We start from the raw sequence: 16,911 nt of genomic DNA, 5'->3' as shown, positions 1-16,911 counted from the left end.
TCTCAGAGGACTTCGGGTGCGCTGATGCCGAGCAGGGACAGGCCGCCTGCCAGCACCGTCCCGACGGCTTCGGCGAGGGCGAGCCGGGAACGGTGGGCGGCCGAGGGTTTCTCGTCACCGACGGGCAGCGGCCGGGCGTGGTCGTGGAAGTCGAAGAAGGCCTGCGCGACCGCTTCCAGCTGCCGGGCGACCCGGTCGGGCTCGCGGTGGCGGGCGGCTGCGGCGAGCACACCGGGATGGTCGGCGAGGAGCGCCCCGAGCACGGGCGCGTCTACGCCCTCCTCGTAGGCGGCACGGAAACCGAGCTGCTCGGCGTTCCGGCTCAGGGCGCGGGTCCGGGCGTGGGCGTATCGCACCCGGAACAGCGGACTGCTCTCCCCCTGCACAAGGAGATCGTCGCTCCCCGTGCACCGGGGCCGGTCGTGCGGGGCGGCCCGCAGCAGTGCCCAGCGCGCGGCATCGTTCCCGAGCCGCTCGAAGAGATCGCGGTCGGAGGCGGGCACGGCCACCACATGCAGCGCCTCGCCGTCGGCCGTACGCTCCCCGACCTGCGCGCCCTGGGCCCGGAGCAGCCGCTCCACGGTCTCGGTGACGACACGGGCGCGCTGCTCGTCGACGGGTGCGAAGGAGACGGTGGCACCGACGAGGTCGCCCCCGTGCCCGTACTCCGCGCCGCGCTCGTCGACGGCCCGGACGAGCGCGCCCAGCCGGTCGGCGCAGTCGAGCAGGGTGAAGTTCAGGAACCCGGGTCCGGTGACCTCGACGCCGCCGATCCCCGGCGCCCCCTGCACCCGCGCCCGGAGGATCTCGGCCACTTCCCTGGCCGGCAGCGCGGCGGGCCGGGCCAGCTGGAGGGCGACGGCACAGGCGTAGTCCCCACGCCCGCCGGGCCGGGTCCGCTCCACCCGCACGCGCGCGGGCACGGGCGCACGCAAGGCGTCCTCGTCGACCGCGCGGCGCACGGCGTGCAGCACGGTCCTGGAGAGATCGGCGGGGGTCACAGGACAAGCGTATGGGAGGAAGGGGGGCATCCCGCGACCCGGTTTCGGCATGCGGTCACCCTGCGGTGCTCTCCGCCTTCCCGGCGCCGTGTCTGCCGTCGAGCGGCGACGGGTCCTCCCGGTCCATCAACCGCCGTACGAGCCGCACGAGCTCGCTCGGCTCGAAGGGCTTCGCCAGGAAGTCGTCGACCCCTGCGGCGACCGCGCTGTTCGCCTCGAAGGGAGTGCAGGCACTGATGATCGCCACGGGCAGATGTCTGGTCTGCGGATCGGAGCGCAATCTGGTGGCGGTCTGCAGACCGTCCAGCCTGGGCATGACGACATCGAGCGTGATCACATCGGGGCGGACCCGATGAACCAGATCCAGACACTCGACACCATCGGCCGCGGTCACGACCTCGAAGCCCTCAAGCTCGAGATTGACCCTGATCAACTGCCGGATGACCTCGTTGTCGTCGACAACAAGCACGCGGCCACACGCCCCTGACACACTCCGAGAGTAGGCGCGACGTAGGGGCTGCGTCCGGGTTTTGCCTATTTCCGACCCCGGACGAGTGGTGCGAGCGGTGGCCGGATGCGTCCCACCCGCACCGCACGCCCCTTCCGCGGGGCCCGCGCCGCCACCTCCGACAGCCCGGAAATACCTGTTCACGGACACCCCGCCGAAGCTGGTAGTGTTTCACCCGTCGCCGAGCAGCACAGCGATACGCCCTCGTAGCTCAGGGGATAGAGCATCGGCCTCCGGAGCCGTGTGCGCAGGTTCGAATCCTGCCGAGGGCACTTCCGGACAGACCTTCTGATCAGTGGAAACACTGAACAGGAGGTCTTTTTCATAGGGGTGAGATCTCCGTGCGCTCACCGCAGGTGCCGGACCGGTAGTGGTTGACGGCGTCTGCGGCGTCGCCGTCAACCACCGCGAACGGCGAGAGCAGGAACGGCGGGGCGAGGAAGCCCGGCCGCGCACGGTCGACGGGACCGTGTCGACGGACGTGACCGGCCGGTTCAGCAGGTCGTATTCGGTTCCGTTCCCGGCAGCTCGATGTCGAGAAGCGCGACGTCCGGTTCGGAGCGCTTCGCGGTGTCCGGGGCCGCCCTCGCGTCCGGCGCCTGGCCCACGACCTCGATGCCGGACTCGCCGTCGGGGAGTGCGACCAGGCCGACCCTGACGACCTGCATGTCCTCCACGACGAGCACCCTGTTCACGGGCCCTCGTCCTCCGGGCCGCCGGAACCGATCTGTTCGGCCCGCAGCGCCAGGTCCTGCAGCACATCGGCGGAGGACACGTCCGTCTGCCCGGAGTCGTGCACCTGGGCCAGCATCGCGAAGGCCAGGGTGAATGCGCCGACCAACTGCTCCACCGCGCCCCCGACCTCCCGGCCGACGACCGCCGCGACCTCTTCGATCGAGGCGTCCTCGGGGATCGTGATCCGGGGCATCGTCTCGTTCAGGAGTGCGGTCACCACGCTCGAATCGGTCTGCACGTCGTCGCGGTCGGCGTTCTCTTCGAGGAGCCGGCGGATCTCGCCCGCCTCCGTGAGGATGCCCACCACGCGCTTCACCACTTCGCTCTGCTCCATGCCGTGAGCATAGGCCTGGGAGCCGTGCGGGCGGTGATCAGTCGGCGTTTCCCGGCGCCGTCCGTTCGGGCGGACCATGCCCTCTGCCTGCGCCTGTGGGTGTGCCTTGGCACCCATCTCCTCGGCCACGCCCACGAAGGGCAACGGATCCCCCTCGCCCGTCAGCCCACCGGCAGCCCCGGCGCCGGGTACCCGTCCATCAGGGCCTTCACCTCCGTGCGCACCTTCTCGACCGTGGCCTCGTCGTCGGTGCGCGCCGCCTCCACCACGCGGCTGATCCACTCCGCGACCGTGGCCATCTCCGAGGCCGGGACGCCTCGGGAGGTCAGGGCCGGGGTGCCGATGCGGATGCCGGAGGGGTCGAAGGGCTTGCGGGGGTCATAGGGGACGGTGTTGTGGTTGACGACGATGCCGGCCCGGTCCAGGGCCTTGGCGGCGATCTTGCCGGGGACGCCGCGGGAGGTCAGGTCGATCAGCAGGAGGTGGTTGTCCGTGCCGCCGGAGACCAGGTCGAAGCCTCGGGACACCAACTCCTCGCCCAGGCTTCGGGCGTTGGCGACCACCCGGTGGGCGTACGCGCTGAACTCGGGGCGGGCGGCCTCCTTCAGCGCTACCGCGATCGCCGCCGTCGTCTGGTTGTGGGGGCCGCCCTGGAGGCCGGGGAAGACGGCGCGGTCGATGGCGCGTACGTGTTCCGCCCTGCTCAGCAGCATCGCGCCGCGCGGGCCGCGCAGGGTCTTGTGGGTGGTGGTGGAGACCACGTCGGCGTACGGGGCGGGCGAGGGGTGCGCGCCTCCCGCGATCAGGCCGGCGATGTGGGCGACATCGGCGACCAGGACGGCACCGACCTCCCGGGCGATCTCGGAGAAGCCCTCGAAGTCGATCGTGCGGGGCACGGCCGTACCGCCGCAGAAGATCACCTTCGGGCGTTCGGCCAGGGCCAGGTCGCGTACCTCGTCCAGGTCGATGCGGCCGGTGTCGCGGCGTACGCCGTACTGCACCCCGCGGAACCAGGTACCGGTGGCCGAGACACCCCAGCCGTGCGTGAGATGGCCGCCCATCGGCAGTGACATGCCGAGCACGGTGTCGCCGGGCTTCAGGAACGCCAGGTACACGGCGAGGTTGGCGGGTGAGCCGGAGTAGGGCTGCACATTGGCGTGGTCCATCCCGAAGAGCGCCTCGGCCCGTTCGGCGGCGAGCGTCTCGACCTGGTCGATGTTCTGCTGGCCCTCGTAGTACCGCTTGCCCGGGTAGCCCTCGGAGTACTTGTTCTGGAGCACGGTGCCGGACGCTTCGAGCACGGCGGCGGAGACGTAGTTCTCACTGGGGATCAGGCGCAGGGTGTCGGCCTGGAGCTGTTCCTCGGCCGCCACCAGTGCGGCGAGTTCCGGATCGGCTGCCGCCAGGGCGGGGTGGCGGGGGTGCGCGGGTACGGATGCGGTCATGGTGTCCTCCCGGGTCGGTCGCATGGCTGCGGTGGACCCGGATGCCCAGGCGGACGGCTCTCCGGCGATGACGCCCCCGGGCGGGCCCGGGGTGTGCCGCTCCCTCGTGGTCGGTTCCACGGAGCCCCCCTGTTGGGGTGCGCGCCAGTCGCGGCACTGGGCACTGTACCGGGCGCCGCGTCGGGGCGCTTCGATATGGGCCGATTCGTCGACCCTCGGCCGGGCGGCCGGCCGGTCCGGATTGACACCGTTCAGGGCGTCGTGGAAGGTAATCCGACCGGGTGCGGTTCGAGCCCCGTATCGCTCAACGGTTGGGGGGCCGACGTGAGTTGGGATGGTCAGCATTTCGGGGCAGGGGCGAGTCCTTCGCCGCCGTCCGACTCGCCTCCCGCACCCCCTCCCCCGAGCCGGCCTCCCACCGTCGGGCCGCCGCCACCGGGAGGCGTTCTCCGCTCCGTGGCCGTGGGGCTGCTCAACCTGAGCGGGTTCGGGATCGGCTATGCGCTGATGCGGTGCTGGTTCAGGACGGTGCTGTGCTGGGCGGCGACCGGTGCGCTGCTGCTGGTCGCCCTCCCCGCCGATCCCGACGGGGTCGCCGGAGGGCTGGTCGTCGCGTATCTCGTCGTGCTGGCCGTGGCGGCCGCGGACGGGGCGCGGACCGCCCGGCGTCGCACCGTCGGCGGGTCGTGGCGACCGCTGGTGGCGGCCGGGGCCGGCCTGGTGCTGCTGGCGGTGCCTGCGGGGGGCGTGGTGTTCTACGGCTCCGCGCAGGACGAGGCCGTCGAGCAGATGCTGCTGGACCGGCTGGACCGGGGCGACCGGAGCGTCGCCGCGGCCTCGGGCAAGTCCTTCGCCGACGCGCGCGACGACTACCGATCGGCGCTCGCCGTCTACCGCGACCTCGGTGAGAAGCACGCGGGGTCGCGGGCCGGGAAGCTCGTGCCGAAACGGCTCGACGCGTACTACCGGGCGGTCTCGGCGCCGTACCGGCAGAAGAAGCACTGCGAGGCGATCGAGCCGCTGACCTATCTGCGCACCGTGCCGGAGGCGATCGACCGGAAGCTGCTGGGCGATCTGGCCGACTACCCCGACGAGCCGCTCGCCACCGCACTGTACGAGTGCGGGATGGGGAAGCTGGGCACCGTGAGGACCGACAAGGACGGCCGGGAACTGTCCGAGCTGCTGCGCACGTTCCCCGGCTCGGCACAGGCCGGGAAGGTGGGAGCGGCGGTCTCGGGGAAGATCTCCGCGCAGAGCCGGGCCGTGCGTGGGAGCTCGCCCTGCGCAGCCGAGGAGATGCTGCGCCGCATCCGTGCGACGACCTCGTCACTGCCGGACAAGAAGGTCTCGGCACTGGCCGGGAAGGCCGACCCCGGTATCGAGGACGGCGCCTATGCCTGCGGGGTCGCACAGTTCGAGGACAAGCAGTTCGACCTGGCACGACTGTCACTGACGGAGTTCGCCGCCACGTACAAGAAGGACAAGCGCCGGGCTCGGGCCCGGGACATCGCCATCGCCGCCGAGATCGCCGATACGCGGGCCGCCGCCGGAAAGCACCTGCCGCCCTCGGGCCCGCCGGGCGGGGGCCGGATGGAGCTCGTCATCAGCAACGACGCCCCCGACGGGGTCGAGATCCTGTACACCGGGCCGGTGACGGGAAGGACCAGCATCAAGGGGTGCGGCAGTTGCACGTCGTACTCCTGGGTGAGCGGGGCCACCGCGGCGTGCAAGGCCAGAGGGAAGAGCTATCCGAAGGTGACGCTCTGGCTGCCCGCGGGTGAGTACCACTTCCTGTACAAGCACCGGGGGGCCTCGTCCGGCGCGGGCGTGACGAGCTACTCGGACGGTTCGAAGATCCAGCCCGGATACCGGTACACCGGCTGTACGTACGTGAGCAGGTCACCCGGGCTCGGCTACGAGCCGAAGCACACCTGAGGCGGGCGGGCGAACTGCCTGCCCGCCCCCTGGCGGGCAGGCGCAATTCCGCATGTTCTCCACGAACTGCCCTGCGCATACGCTCACTTGGTCGATTCTTGGTGAATGCATGCCCCTTACATGAGGCGTTCCTCGCCAGAGTGGCGCATTACATGTGCACATCATCCGGCACATGCTCCACACGCGAAGACCCACATCGCAGGGGGTTATATGAGAACCAGCCGCGCGAGAAGTCGCGCCGCGCTGAGCATGGCGGCGACACTCCCGCTGCTTGCCGGCGCGCTCGCCCTCGGGATACCGAACGCCAGCGCGGACTCCGCGCCGAGCGGGCGGGACGCACTGCAGGGCTCCAAGCCCGCCTGGGCGACCGCCGCGGCCGACCGAGGGGCCACGGCCGACAGCGGCAAGGTCAGCGTCCGGGTGCATCTGGCCGGACGGGACGCGAAGGGGCTGGCCGCCTACGCCGCCGCCGTGTCCGACCCGCGGTCCGCCTCGTACGGGAAGTACCTGAGCGCCGAGCGGGCACAGGCCCGGTTCGGGGCCGGTCAGAAGCAGATCGACCAGGTCAGCCAGTGGCTGAGGTCGAGCGGGCTGACCGTCACCGGCACCAACCGGCACTACGTCTCGGCCACCGGTGATGTCGCCACCGCCGAGAAGACGTTCGGCACCCAGCTGCGCAACTACCGCAAGGGCAACCGGACCTACCGCGCCCCGGCCTCCACCGCCTCCGTGCCCGCCGGGCTGAGCGATGCCGTCCTCGCCGTGTCCGGCCTGGACAACGCGCCGCACAAGTCGAGCCACGACGAGACGCTGCCGCCGCCGGACGCCGTGTTCCGCAACTCCGGCCCCTTCTCCTCGTACTACGGCTCGAAGACCGCGTCGTCGCTGCCGAGCGCCTACGGGTCCAAGGTGCCGTACGCCGTCAAGGGGTACACGGGCAAGCAGCTGCGCGCCGCGTACGGTGCGGGTGACTGGACCGGCAAGGGCGTCACCGTCGCGATCACCGACGCGTACGCCTCGCCGACCATCGCGAAGGACGCCGCCGAGTACGCCGAGCGCAACGGCGACGCCCCGTACCGTCGCGGGCAGCTCAGCCAGGTACTGCCGGCCGACTACACGAAGACCGAGGAGTGCGGGGCCTCCGGCTGGTACGGCGAGGAGACCCTCGACGTCGAGGCCGTGCACGCGGTCGCGCCCGCCGCCGACATCGTGTACGTGGGCGGTGCCTCCTGCTACGACGCCGATCTGCTGGACTCGCTGAACAAGGTCGTCGACCACCGGCTCGCGGACATCGTCTCCAACTCCTGGGGCGACATCGAGGCCAATGAGACCCCGGACGTCGCGGCCGCGTACGACCAGGTCTTCAAGATGGGCGCGGTCGAGGGCATCGGCTTCTACTTCTCCTCCGGCGACGACGGCGACAACGTCGCGTCCACGGGCACGAAGCAGATCGACGTCCCGTCCAACTCCGCCTGGGTGACCTCGGTCGGCGGTACCGCGCTGGCCGTCGGCAAGAACGACACGTACCAGTGGGAGACCGGCTGGGGCACGCTGAAGGCGGGCCTCTCCGACGACGGCAGGAGCTGGACCGGCTTCCCGGGCGCGTACACCTCCGGCGCGGGCGGCGGCACCAGCTCGTCCGTGAAGCAGCCGTTCTACCAGCGGGGCATCGTCCCGGACTCGCTCGCGCGGGCGAACGGCAAGCAGCGGATGCGCACGGCCCCGGACATCGCGGCCGTCGCCGACCCGAACACCGGCTTCCTGGTCGGCCAGACCCAGACGCTGCCCGACGGCTCGCTCGGCTACGACGAGTACCGCATCGGCGGTACGTCACTGGCCGCGCCGGTCATCGCCGGTGTGCAGGCGCTCGCGCAGCAGGCCCGGCACGGTCTGCCGATCGGCTTCGCCAACCCGGCGATCTACGCCCGGTACGGCTCGAAGGCGTACCACGACGTCACCGACCACCCGCTGGGCCCGAACCGCGATCTCGCGGTGGCCCGGGTCGACTTCGCCAACAGCGTCGACGCGGCGGACGGCGTACTGACCTCGTTGCGCAGCCTCGGCAAGGACGCCTCCCTCAAGGCGGTCAGGGGATACGACGACGTGACGGGGGTCGGGACTCCGGCGACCGGTTACGTGGACTCGTACCGCCGGCACTGAGGTTCGGGCCACGGCACACCGGCACGATGTGAGGACCGCCCCGGGGGCTGCCGCTCCGGGGCGGTCTCGTGTGTACGGCCCGCCGGACTCCCCCGCGCCCACGGGGATCGCGAGGGCTGCCGGGCGCCCGTGGGAGACGGGCAGCCGAAAGACGGCACCCATTCACGCCGGAGAATCAACGATCGCCACCCGCATGGAAATCACATCGCAATCTCCGGAGCATTTACAGAATTCCGCGGCTGCCCAGCAGTACGTCGACACCGTCGCGCCCTTCGCCGCCGAGCAGGGCGAGCCGCGGCAGACTTCTTCACGCCGGACGGCCTTGCCGCCATGCTGTCCGACTGCGGCTTCGACGTCATGGAGAGCGTCCGCCAGTACGAGATGCTCGACGCCGCCCTGCGGGACCGCCAGGACGCACTCACGCCGAACGGCCTGTCCCGTGTCGTCCATGCGCGGGTACGTGGACAGCGCTCGGAGCACCGCACCGGGCCCCGCTCGAACCCGCAGGGGCCGGGCACCCGAGCAGGGCCCAAAAAAAATCCCGGACGAAATTGACGTCCGGGCACTCTTGTCCGCGTATATTGAATATTTATATGGCTTGCAAAATGAGCCCAAAAACATATTCAACATCCGCATGATATCGGGTCTGGAGTGCAATTGTCAAGCGAAGAAATGATGCGGGAACAGGAATTCATCACCCTGCTCCACGAGCGTGTCGACGTACTCCGGGAACGGGCCGAAGGAGCCGTCCGGACCTCATTGGGTCAGGCCGCCGAAGGACGACAGGCCCGGCTGGAGCGGGATATCGCGGTCGCGGAGCAGTCCGGTCGCCTCGCCGCGCTGAACGCCGTGGAGAACGGGCTCTGCTTCGGCAGGATCGATCTGCGGAACGGCGAACACCATCACATCGGCCGTCTGGGCATCAGCGACGAGGAGCACACGCCGCTGCTCATCGACTGGCGCGCACCGGTGGCCCGCCCGTTCTATCTCGCGACCGGCCACACACCGATGGGCCTCCGCCGCCGCAGGCACCTGACCACGCGCGGGCGCCGGGTCAGCGCTCTGCACGACGAGATCCTGGATCTCCACGAGACCGAGCCCGGCCTCCGCACCGGTTTCGAGGACCCCAACGACGACGCCGTCCTGCTCGCCGCCGTGAACGCGACCCGCACCGGGCGCATGAGCGACATCGTGCGCACCATTCAGGCCGAGCAGGACCACATCATTCGCGCACCGCACCGAGGCGTCCTCGTCGTCGAGGGCGGTCCCGGCACCGGCAAGACAGCGGTCGCCCTGCACCGTGCCGCGTACCTCCTGTACGCCCACCGCGACCAGCTGGCCCGTCGCGCGGTGCTGATCGTCGGCCCCAACCCCGCTTTCCTCGGCTACATCGGCAATGTGCTGCCCTCCCTCGGTGAGACGGGCGTACTGCTGGCGACCATGGGCGAGCTCTTTCCCGGCGTGCAGGCCACCGGCACGGACAGCCCGGAGGCCGCCGCCGTCAAGGGTGACGTCCGGATGGCCGGCATCCTGCGCACGGCGGTGGCCGACCGGCAGCAACTGCCGGGTCCCGCCATCGAGATCAGGCACGGCCAGGAGAACCTGGTCCTCGACCGCGCGACGGCGGCCCGCGCCCGGGCCGGTGCCCGCGACACCGGGCTGCCCCACAACCTCGCCCACCGCCACTTCGCCGCCCGGATCATCGACGCGCTGACGGAGCAGCTCACCGACCGCATCGGCGCCGACCCGCTCGGCGGCCCCAACCTGCTCGACGCCTCCGACATCGAGCAGCTCCACAAGGAGGTGGCCGCCAACCACGAGGTGCACGCCGCGATCGACAGCCTGTGGCCTCGGCTCACCCCTCAGGGACTGGTGGCCGGCTTCCTCGCCCGGCCCACGCATCTGCCGCCCGCGGAGGCCGCGTTGATCCGCCGCCCCGGCGTCGACCCCACCGGCCTGACGGACCGTACCGAGTGGACGGCCGCCGACGTGCCGTTGCTCGACGAGGCCGCCGAGTTGCTGGGCGTGGACGACAGCGCTCTGCGCGCCGCCGAGGAGGCCGAGCGCCGGGAGCGGATCGCCTACGCCCAGGGCGTCCTCGACCTCTCCCTCGGCTCGCGCAGCACCGACTTCGACGACGAGGACGCCGCGGAAGTGCTCTTCGCCCACGACATCATCGACGCCGAACGCTTCGCCGAACGTCAGGAGGAGACGGACCACCGCAGCGCCGCCGAGCGGGCCGCCGCCGACCGGACCTGGGCCTTCGGCCACATCGTCGTCGACGAGGCGCAGGAACTCTCCGCGATGTCCTGGCGGCTGCTGATGCGCCGCTGTCCCACGCGCTCCATGACGCTGGTCGGCGACCCGGCGCAGACCGGCTCCGCCGCCGGCGCCGACTCGTGGGAGCAGATCCTCGGCCCGTACGTCGGCGACCGCTGGCAGCACGCCCGTCTCGGTGTCAACTACCGCACCCCGGCGGAGATCATGGAGGCCGCCGCCGAGGTCCGCAGGGAGGCCGATCCCGCCTTCGAGCCGCCCCGGTCGGTGCGCTCGACCGGTATCGGGCCGTGGACCATGGCGGTGGAGCCGGAACAGCTGGTGCATGCCACGTCCGAAGCCGTCGCCAAGGAGTGCTGCGCCGAGGGGAAGGTCGCGGTGATCGCACCGCCGGAACTGCACGCCGCGCTCGCCGACGCGATGCCGGAGGCGTCGCACGGCCCGAAGCCGGACCTGACCGGCCCTGTCGTCCTGCTTGACGCGCGGCAGTCCAAGGGGCTGGAGTTCGACTCGGTGATCGTCGTGGCGCCGGAGCGGATCAGGACCGGCTCGCCGCGCGGCGTCAACGACCTGTACGTGGCACTGACCCGCGCCACCCAGCGGCTCGGGCTGATCGGCTTCGCACCGGCACCGGCCGAGAAGAAGGACGAGTAGCCGCGGGCACTGCTGCGCGACAGGCACCCGGCAGGAGGAGTAGCCGCGGGCGTCACCGCGTGGCGGGCACCCGTCAGGACGAATGGCGCGGGCATCACCACACGACAGGCATCCGTCAGGCGGAGGCCCGCTTGCGCGGGGCCGCCTTCTTCGCCGTCGACTTCGTGTCCGACTTCGCGGTGGTCTTCTTCGCCGTGGACTTGGTGGCCGCCTTCTTCGCCGTCGACCGCGCCGCGGTCTTCTTGGCGGGTGCCCTGCTCGGCGTGGCCTTCTTCGCGGCCGTCTTCTCGGCGGACGAGGGTGCCTTCTTCTTCGTCTTCTTCGTCCCGGTTCCGCCGGACTTCTTGCGGTCGGCGAGCGAGGTGACCTCGGCCCTGGGGCGGTCCGGCTCCTCTTTGGTCTCCGGCTTCTCGCCCCGGGCCTCCTTCGCCGCCCGGACGCTGTTCTTCAGGGCCGAGATCAGGTCGATGACCTTGCCGCCGCCGGACTCGTCCGCCTCCACCGGCTCCAGGGCGCGGCCTTCCGCCTTCGCCGCGACGAGTTCCTCGACCGCCTCGCGGTAGTCGTCGTGGAGCGAGTCCATGTCGACCTCGCCGAGGGTGGCCATCAACGCGTCCGCCAGGTCGAGTTCGGCCTTGCGGACCGTGACCCCTGCCTCCGGCGCGACGCCCTCGGGGCTGCGGACCTCGTCCGGCCAGAGCAGGCCGTGCATGGCGATCACGTCGTCGACCACGCGCAGCATGCCGAGCCGTTCCCGGCCGCGCAGGGCGTACTTCGCCACCGCGACCTTCTGGCTCCGCTTCAGCGCCTCGCGCAGCAGGGTGTACGGCTTGGCCGCCGGGACCCCGTTGGCGGAGAGGTAGTACGCCGCGTCCATCTGGAGCGGGTCGATCGAGGCGGCCGGCACGAAGGCGACGATCTCGATCGTCTTGGCGGTGGGAAGCGGGAGGGAGCCGAGGTCCTCGTCGGTGATCGGGATCATCGAGCCGTCGGCGTCCTCGTACGCCTTGCCGGTCTCGGCAGCGGCGACCTCCTGCTCGTCGATCTCGCAGACCTTCCGGTAGCGGATCCGGCCGCCGTCGTTGAGATGGATCTGCCGGAAGGAGATCGAGTGGTTCTCGGTGGCGTTGACCAGCTTGATCGGGATGCTGACCAGCCCGAAGGAGATGGCACCGTTCCAGATGGACCTCACCGTTCACCCCTTGTGTCCGTATAGATGCCTATAGATCCGGAATACATGTGATTCTTATCGTATGACGCCGATCACGGAGGTGGAGGGGCGGCGGCTGGCGCTCAGCAATCTCGACAAGGTGCTGTATCCGGCCACCGGGACCACCAAGGGCGAGGTGCTCCACTACTACGCGGCCACCGCCGCCCAGGCCCTGCTGACCCATCTGCGCGACCGGCCGGTGTCCTTCCTGCGCTATCCGGACGGGCCGGACGGCCAGCGCTTCTTCACCAAGAACCCGCCACCGGGCACGCCGCCCTGGGTACGGACCACCCCGGTGCCGCGCAGCGAGGACAAGTCGGCCCGCCAGGTGGTCGTACAGGATCTGGCCTCACTGATGTGGGCGGCCAACCTGGTGGTGGAGTTTCACACCCCGCAGTGGCGGACCGATGCGCCCGGGGAGGCCGACCGGATGGTGTTCGACCTGGACCCCGGAGCGCCCGCGACCGTGGTGGAGTGCTGCGCGGTGGCCGTGTGGCTGCGCGAGCGGCTGGCGGCGGACGGACTGTCCGCGTACGCGAAGACCTCCGGGTCGAAGGGGTTGCATCTGCTCGTACCGCTGGAGCCGGCCCCCGCCGATCGGGTGTCGGCCTACGCCAAGGGGCTGGCCGTCGAGGCGGAGCAGGAGCTTCCCGAGCTGGTCGTGCACCGGATGACGCGGGCGCTGCGACCGGGGAAGGTCTTCGTCGACTTCAGCCAGAACGCGGCGTCGAAGACGACGGCCACCCCCTACACGCTGCGCGCCCGCGCCGAACCGACCGTCTCCGCGCCCGTCACCTGGACGGAGATCGAGGAGTGCCGGGCGCCACGGGGACTGACCTTCCTGGCCCATGACATGGGGGCACGCCTGGAGCGGTACGGGGACCTGCTCGGGCCGCTCGTCGATCCTGACCGGGCGCGGCCCCTGCCGGTCGCGCGCTAGACCCTCCTGCCCGCGGGCCGGGCCCACTTCCCCGGAAGGAAGGGTACGGACCGCCGGGCGGACGCCCTCCCGCCCCCCTTCGGCGACTCCTTATAGAGCAAAGCAATGTGCCTACAATCTTTAGCCACTTGCTTATTTGATTCTGCCGAAAGAAGGGGCGGGCGTGGTACGCGTAGGGCTGAGCACGGAACGTCTGGTCCGGGCGGGCGCGGAACTGGCGGACGAGGTCGGCTTCGACCAGGTGACCGTCTCGGCGCTCGCCAGGCAGTTCGATGTCAAGGTGGCGAGTCTCTACTCGCACGTGAAGAACTCCCAGGACCTCAAGACCGGGATCGCCCTGCTCGCGCTGGAGGAGCTCGCCGACCGCGGCGCCGCCGCGCTGGCCGGGCGGGCCGGCAAGGACGCCTTGGTCGCCTTCGCCAACGTCTACCGCGACTACGCCCGGGAGCACCCCGGCCGCTACGCCGCGGCGCAGCTGAGGCTCGACCCGGCGGCGGCCGCCGCCAGTGCGGGCGGCAGGCACGCGCAGATGACGCGGGCGATCCTGCGGGGATACGACCTGACGGAGCCGGAGCAGACGCACGCGGTCCGACTGCTGGGCAGCGTCTTTCACGGCTACGTCAGCCTGGAACTGGCGGGCGGGTTCAGCCACAGCGCTCCGGACTCGCAGGAAAGCTGGTCGAGGACCCTGGACGCGCTCGACGCCCTGCTGCGGAACTGGCCCGCGCCATGACCGCGGCCCGCGCCGGCCGGAGGCCGTGACCTCCTCCGCCTCCGCGGCGGTGAACGGTTCGCCGATCCGGTCTTCGCTGCCGACGGCGCCTTCCCGGCCCACGCCCGATGCTGATCCGTCCGTCGCCGTCATCGTCGCCTCGCCGTCGCCGTCGCCGTCGCCGTCGCCGTCGCCGTCGGAAGAGGATGTTCCGGCTCGGCCCGCCGATAGCGCATGACGGGGATCTTTGTCATGTCCGTAAGGAAATGACCGCATGTGGAGGGCGGTCGTCCGAGCGGTGGTGCAGACTCCTCGCAGACACTGCTTCGTGGAAGTGCGTGGGGAGGCGATGGCGTGTTCGCAGGAATCGACGAGGTCGACTGGGCCTCTATGGAGCATGCCTACGGGCCTGCCGATGATGTGCCGACGATGCTGCGGGGTCTGGCGTCCGCCGATCCGGCGGAGCGCGAGGTGGCTCTGGACGGCATGTACGGGGCCGTTCACCACCAGGGTGATGTGTATGCCTGCACACTGGCCTGCATTCCTTTTCTCTTCGAGCTGGCCGTGGACCCGGGGATTCCGGACCGGGGCAGCATCGTCGAGCTGCTCACCAGCATCGGTGGCATCGATCTGGACGAGGACGACGAGGACGATCTGGACGAGGAGGAGATCGAGGGCGCGGCCAACTACGCGATGGCGGCGACCGCCGTCGCCGCGGGCTCCGGGGTGTTCTGTGAGCTGATGGCCGACGAGGACCCAGGGGTACGGCTCGCCGCGCCTCTGGCACTCGCCGCGCTCCACAGCCACCCGGCGCGGGTGCTTGCGCTGCTGCGGGAGCGGCTCCCGGTGGAGCCGGCCGAGGAGGTGCGGCTCGCGCTGGTCGAGGCGGCCGGGCGGGTCGCGCTGCGCCATCGCGGGCTGGCGGGACAGGCGGCCGACTGGCTGACCCGGCTGGCCGGTGAGGGCTTCCCGCCGGGACTGCGGCTCGCCGCGCTGGCGCAGCTGGCCCGGTGTGCGCCGGACGCGCTGCCGGGCGATGTCGTACGGGTGGTGACGGGGCTGCTGCGTCAGCTGCGCTCCGCGCCCCGGCGCCGCTCCGCACCGGCCCCCGGGACCGATGCGCAGGCCGGTCCGGCCGAAGCGGTCGCGGCCGTCGACGCGCTCACCGAGGCGTGCGGGGCCGGTGAGCCGCCCGGCGAGGAGCGAGCCGTGCCGGTGACCATGGTGGGACAGTTGCGGGCACTGTCCGACGAGGAGACCTCCGGGCGCACCGCCCCCTGGACGGCGGATCTGCTGCGGACCCTGCACGTCGGGCTCGACGACCGGATCGCCGAGCGGACGGCGCTGCTGACCGATCAGCTGCGCAGCCCCGACCACCGGCAGCGGATCGACGCCCTCCGGATGAGCAGCGGGCTGATCAGGGCCTGGCGCGGCTCGTACGAGGAGCTGGTCCGGCTGGTCGGTGAGCAGCTCGCCACCCCTGAGCCACGGCTGGCCGAGGCCGCCGCGCATGTGCTGGAGGAGCTGTTCGGGCTCGCCGCGCCCGCCGCCGAGGCGCTGGCGGCGCGGGTTGCGGCCGACCCCGGTGCCTGGGTGCAGGACTGGCCGAGCGGGCCTCCGGGGCTCGGCAGCGCCGTGAAGGCGCTGGCCCGGCTGGGCGACGCCCGTGCCGTGCCCGCGCTGGCCGCGGCGCTGGAGCGGCCCGAGGTGCCGCACGACGTGGGCTCCGCCATCGGCCGGATGGGAGCGGCGGCCGTCCCGTTGACCGCCGTGCTGCGCCGCAGGCTCGGGGAGGTCCGGCTCGACGAGCGGGCGTACGACCGGGCCGGTCCGCTGCTCGCGGGGCTGACCGCGCTGCGGGCACACGAGGCGGTGCCCGAGGTACTGCGGGTGCTGCGCGGCGCGCCGGACCACCGGGGCGGGTGGCTGCGTACGGCGGCGCTGCGGGCGCTCGCTTCGTTCGGGCCCGCGGCGCACGCCGCGGCACCGGAACTGCGCGCACTGCTGCACCGACCGGGAGCCGCCTCGGCGACGGAGGCGGCCCAGGCCCTGTGGGCGGTCGACGGCGACGCCGACGCCGTGCTGCCGGTGCTGATCGAGGGCCTGCAGGCGGAGCGCGACCACGAGCGGCGCTCCGCGCTGAACGCGCTGGGCGGGCTCGGGGCGCGGGCGGCGGTGACGGCGCCCCGGCTGCGCGCACTGCTTCGGCACGAGGAGCCGTGGCTCCGGGTGGACGCGGCGATCGCGCTGTGGGACGTGTCGGGGCGGGCCGCGGAGTCCGTGCCGGTGCTCCTGACGGCCTGGGAGCACCATCGCCATGTCCGGGTCCGGGTGGCGGAATGTCTGGCGCGGAAGGGTGTCGCTGGTGCAGGGTCGGACGCGGCACACGCGCTGCGGGCCGAGCTCGCCTCCGTACGCCGTCACAACGCGATGGACGGCGGATACGGCAGTCACGACACGTACGAGGACGAAAGGCTGCTGGCGCTCTGCCGTCAGGCACTCCTGGGGAAGACGGGGAAGGAATCCACCATATGATCATTTTCGGTACGCGGGGTTATCTGTACCAGCTGGCCATAATGACGCTGGTCTGCGGCTGGTGCGGCAATCCGGCCGCGCACACGCTGCGCAAGCGGGTCACCAAGTTCACGCTGTTCTTCGTGCCGCTGTTCCCGTTCTCGACGAAGTTCGCGACGCAGTGCACGTTCTGCGGCGGGGAGCAGCAGATCGCGAAGGAGCAGGCCGAGCAGTTGCTGGCGCAGCACGCCGCCTCGCTGGACGGCAATCCGTTCGGGCAGGCGCAGGCTCAGGGGCAGGGGCAGCCGGGATACGCACCGGGCGGGCAGAGCCAGAACCCCTACCAGCGCTGAGCCGTCGCTTCGCGCCGACGCCGCGGACAGCCGTTGTCGATGTCGTGCACCGGTCGGGCAGCCGCTCCCGGCACCGGTCGGACAGCCGCTCCCGACAGCCTCCCAGCACTAAATAGGCATAAAGGACTTCCTT

Annotated in this window: 14 protein-coding genes and 1 tRNA gene; 8 read left to right on the top strand and 7 right to left on the bottom strand. The window is 71.3% G+C overall.

The window, feature by feature from the left end; translation table 11 throughout:
- Window positions 1-2: 2 nt before the first annotated feature.
- Window positions 3-1,001, bottom strand: coding sequence for an ArgS-related anticodon-binding protein NrtL (gene nrtL / locus ACF1B9_RS18005; protein WP_391741808.1), 999 nt, complete (start codon window positions 999-1,001; stop codon window positions 3-5).
- A 55-nt stretch (window positions 1,002-1,056) separates the two neighbouring features.
- Window positions 1,057-1,491, bottom strand: coding sequence for a response regulator (locus ACF1B9_RS18000; protein ID WP_391741807.1), 435 nt, complete (start codon window positions 1,489-1,491; stop codon window positions 1,057-1,059).
- A 218-nt stretch (window positions 1,492-1,709) separates the two neighbouring features.
- On the opposite strand from ACF1B9_RS18000, the gene ACF1B9_RS17995 reads away from it, so the two are divergent.
- A tRNA-Arg gene (locus ACF1B9_RS17995) sits at window positions 1,710-1,781 on the top strand.
- Window positions 1,782-2,003: 222 nt separating this feature from the next.
- Here the strand turns inward: ACF1B9_RS17995 and ACF1B9_RS17990 are convergent.
- The 3 genes from ACF1B9_RS17990 to glyA all read right to left on the bottom strand — a co-directional run bounded on the left by ACF1B9_RS17990 (window position 2,004) and on the right by glyA (window position 4,023).
- Window positions 2,004-2,204, bottom strand: coding sequence for a response regulator transcription factor (locus tag ACF1B9_RS17990; protein WP_391741806.1), 201 nt, complete (start codon window positions 2,202-2,204; stop codon window positions 2,004-2,006).
- Window positions 2,201-2,578 carry a hypothetical protein gene (locus ACF1B9_RS17985; protein WP_391741805.1) on the bottom strand — a complete coding sequence of 126 codons (378 nt, stop codon included), beginning with the start codon at window positions 2,576-2,578 and terminating at the stop codon, window positions 2,201-2,203. The genes ACF1B9_RS17990 and ACF1B9_RS17985 overlap by 4 nt, the downstream gene beginning before the upstream one ends.
- Window positions 2,579-2,739: 161 nt before the next feature.
- Entirely contained in the window at window positions 2,740-4,023 is a 1,284-nt protein-coding gene (gene glyA / locus ACF1B9_RS17980) for a serine hydroxymethyltransferase (RefSeq protein ID WP_391741803.1), read from the bottom strand.
- A gap of 462 nt (window positions 4,024-4,485) precedes the next feature.
- On the opposite strand from glyA, the gene ACF1B9_RS17975 reads away from it, so the two are divergent.
- Together ACF1B9_RS17975 and ACF1B9_RS17970 are read left to right on the top strand one after the other, a co-directional pair.
- Entirely contained in the window at window positions 4,486-5,958 is a 1,473-nt protein-coding gene (locus ACF1B9_RS17975) for a hypothetical protein (RefSeq protein WP_391741801.1), read from the top strand.
- A 210-nt stretch (window positions 5,959-6,168) separates the two neighbouring features.
- Window positions 6,169-8,118: a protease pro-enzyme activation domain-containing protein gene (locus ACF1B9_RS17970; protein ID WP_391741799.1), complete on the top strand. Its 1,950-nt coding sequence runs from the start codon at window positions 6,169-6,171 to the stop codon at window positions 8,116-8,118.
- Between the two features lie 162 nt (window positions 8,119-8,280).
- On the opposite strand, the gene ACF1B9_RS17965 is transcribed toward ACF1B9_RS17970, so the two are convergent.
- Window positions 8,281-8,568, bottom strand: coding sequence for a hypothetical protein (locus ACF1B9_RS17965; RefSeq protein WP_391741797.1), 288 nt, complete (start codon window positions 8,566-8,568; stop codon window positions 8,281-8,283).
- A 222-nt stretch (window positions 8,569-8,790) separates the two neighbouring features.
- Between ACF1B9_RS17965 and ACF1B9_RS17960 the strand changes: the two genes are divergently transcribed.
- Window positions 8,791-11,049 carry a HelD family protein gene (locus tag ACF1B9_RS17960; RefSeq protein ID WP_391741912.1) on the top strand — a complete coding sequence of 753 codons (2,259 nt, stop codon included), beginning with the start codon at window positions 8,791-8,793 and terminating at the stop codon, window positions 11,047-11,049.
- A gap of 115 nt (window positions 11,050-11,164) precedes the next feature.
- On the opposite strand, the gene ACF1B9_RS17955 is transcribed toward ACF1B9_RS17960, so the two are convergent.
- Entirely contained in the window at window positions 11,165-12,241 is a 1,077-nt protein-coding gene (locus ACF1B9_RS17955) for a Ku protein (protein ID WP_391741796.1), read from the bottom strand.
- A gap of 61 nt (window positions 12,242-12,302) precedes the next feature.
- Between ACF1B9_RS17955 and ligD the strand changes: the two genes are divergently transcribed.
- The 4 genes from ligD (at window position 12,303) to ACF1B9_RS17935 (ending at window position 16,778) form a co-directional block, all read left to right on the top strand.
- A complete protein-coding gene (gene ligD / locus ACF1B9_RS17950; protein ID WP_391741794.1) occupies window positions 12,303-13,199 on the top strand; it encodes a non-homologous end-joining DNA ligase in 897 nt (298 codons plus the stop codon).
- Between the two features lie 163 nt (window positions 13,200-13,362).
- Window positions 13,363-13,932 carry a TetR/AcrR family transcriptional regulator gene (locus ACF1B9_RS17945; protein ID WP_391741792.1) on the top strand — a complete coding sequence of 190 codons (570 nt, stop codon included), beginning with the start codon at window positions 13,363-13,365 and terminating at the stop codon, window positions 13,930-13,932.
- 333 nt (window positions 13,933-14,265) lie between these two features.
- A complete protein-coding gene (locus ACF1B9_RS17940) occupies window positions 14,266-16,446 on the top strand; it encodes a PBS lyase (RefSeq protein ID WP_391741790.1) in 2,181 nt (726 codons plus the stop codon).
- Complete coding sequence (locus ACF1B9_RS17935) at window positions 16,443-16,778, top strand: zinc-ribbon domain-containing protein (protein WP_391741789.1); 336 nt, start codon at window positions 16,443-16,445, stop codon at window positions 16,776-16,778. Before ACF1B9_RS17940 ends, ACF1B9_RS17935 begins: the two co-directional genes overlap by 4 nt.
- Window positions 16,779-16,911: the final 133 nt, after the last annotated feature.

The sequence above is a fragment of the Streptomyces sp. NPDC014727 genome (genome assembly GCF_043083485.1).
Taxonomy (GTDB): Bacteria; Actinomycetota; Actinomycetes; order Streptomycetales; family Streptomycetaceae; genus Streptomyces.
Note: the sequence above shows the minus strand (reverse complement) of the source record. Positions and strands in the feature narration are given on the sequence as shown.

What these genes read in the sequence shown, in the direction of transcription:
- ligD (WP_391741794.1), top strand. Translation starts at nt 12,303, where the DNA reads ATGACGCCGATCACGGAGGTGGAGGGGCGGCGGCTGGCGCTCAGCAAT.
- ACF1B9_RS17965 (WP_391741797.1), bottom strand. Translation starts at nt 8,568, where the DNA reads ATGGACGACACGGGACAGGCCGTTCGGCGTGAGTGCGTCCTGGCGGTC.
- ACF1B9_RS17935 (WP_391741789.1), top strand. Translation starts at nt 16,443, where the DNA reads ATGATCATTTTCGGTACGCGGGGTTATCTGTACCAGCTGGCCATAATG.
- ACF1B9_RS17960 (WP_391741912.1), top strand. Translation starts at nt 8,791, where the DNA reads ATGATGCGGGAACAGGAATTCATCACCCTGCTCCACGAGCGTGTCGAC.
- glyA (WP_391741803.1), bottom strand. Translation starts at nt 4,023, where the DNA reads ATGACCGCATCCGTACCCGCGCACCCCCGCCACCCCGCCCTGGCGGCA.
- ACF1B9_RS17985 (WP_391741805.1), bottom strand. Translation starts at nt 2,578, where the DNA reads ATGGAGCAGAGCGAAGTGGTGAAGCGCGTGGTGGGCATCCTCACGGAG.
- ACF1B9_RS17970 (WP_391741799.1), top strand. Translation starts at nt 6,169, where the DNA reads ATGAGAACCAGCCGCGCGAGAAGTCGCGCCGCGCTGAGCATGGCGGCG.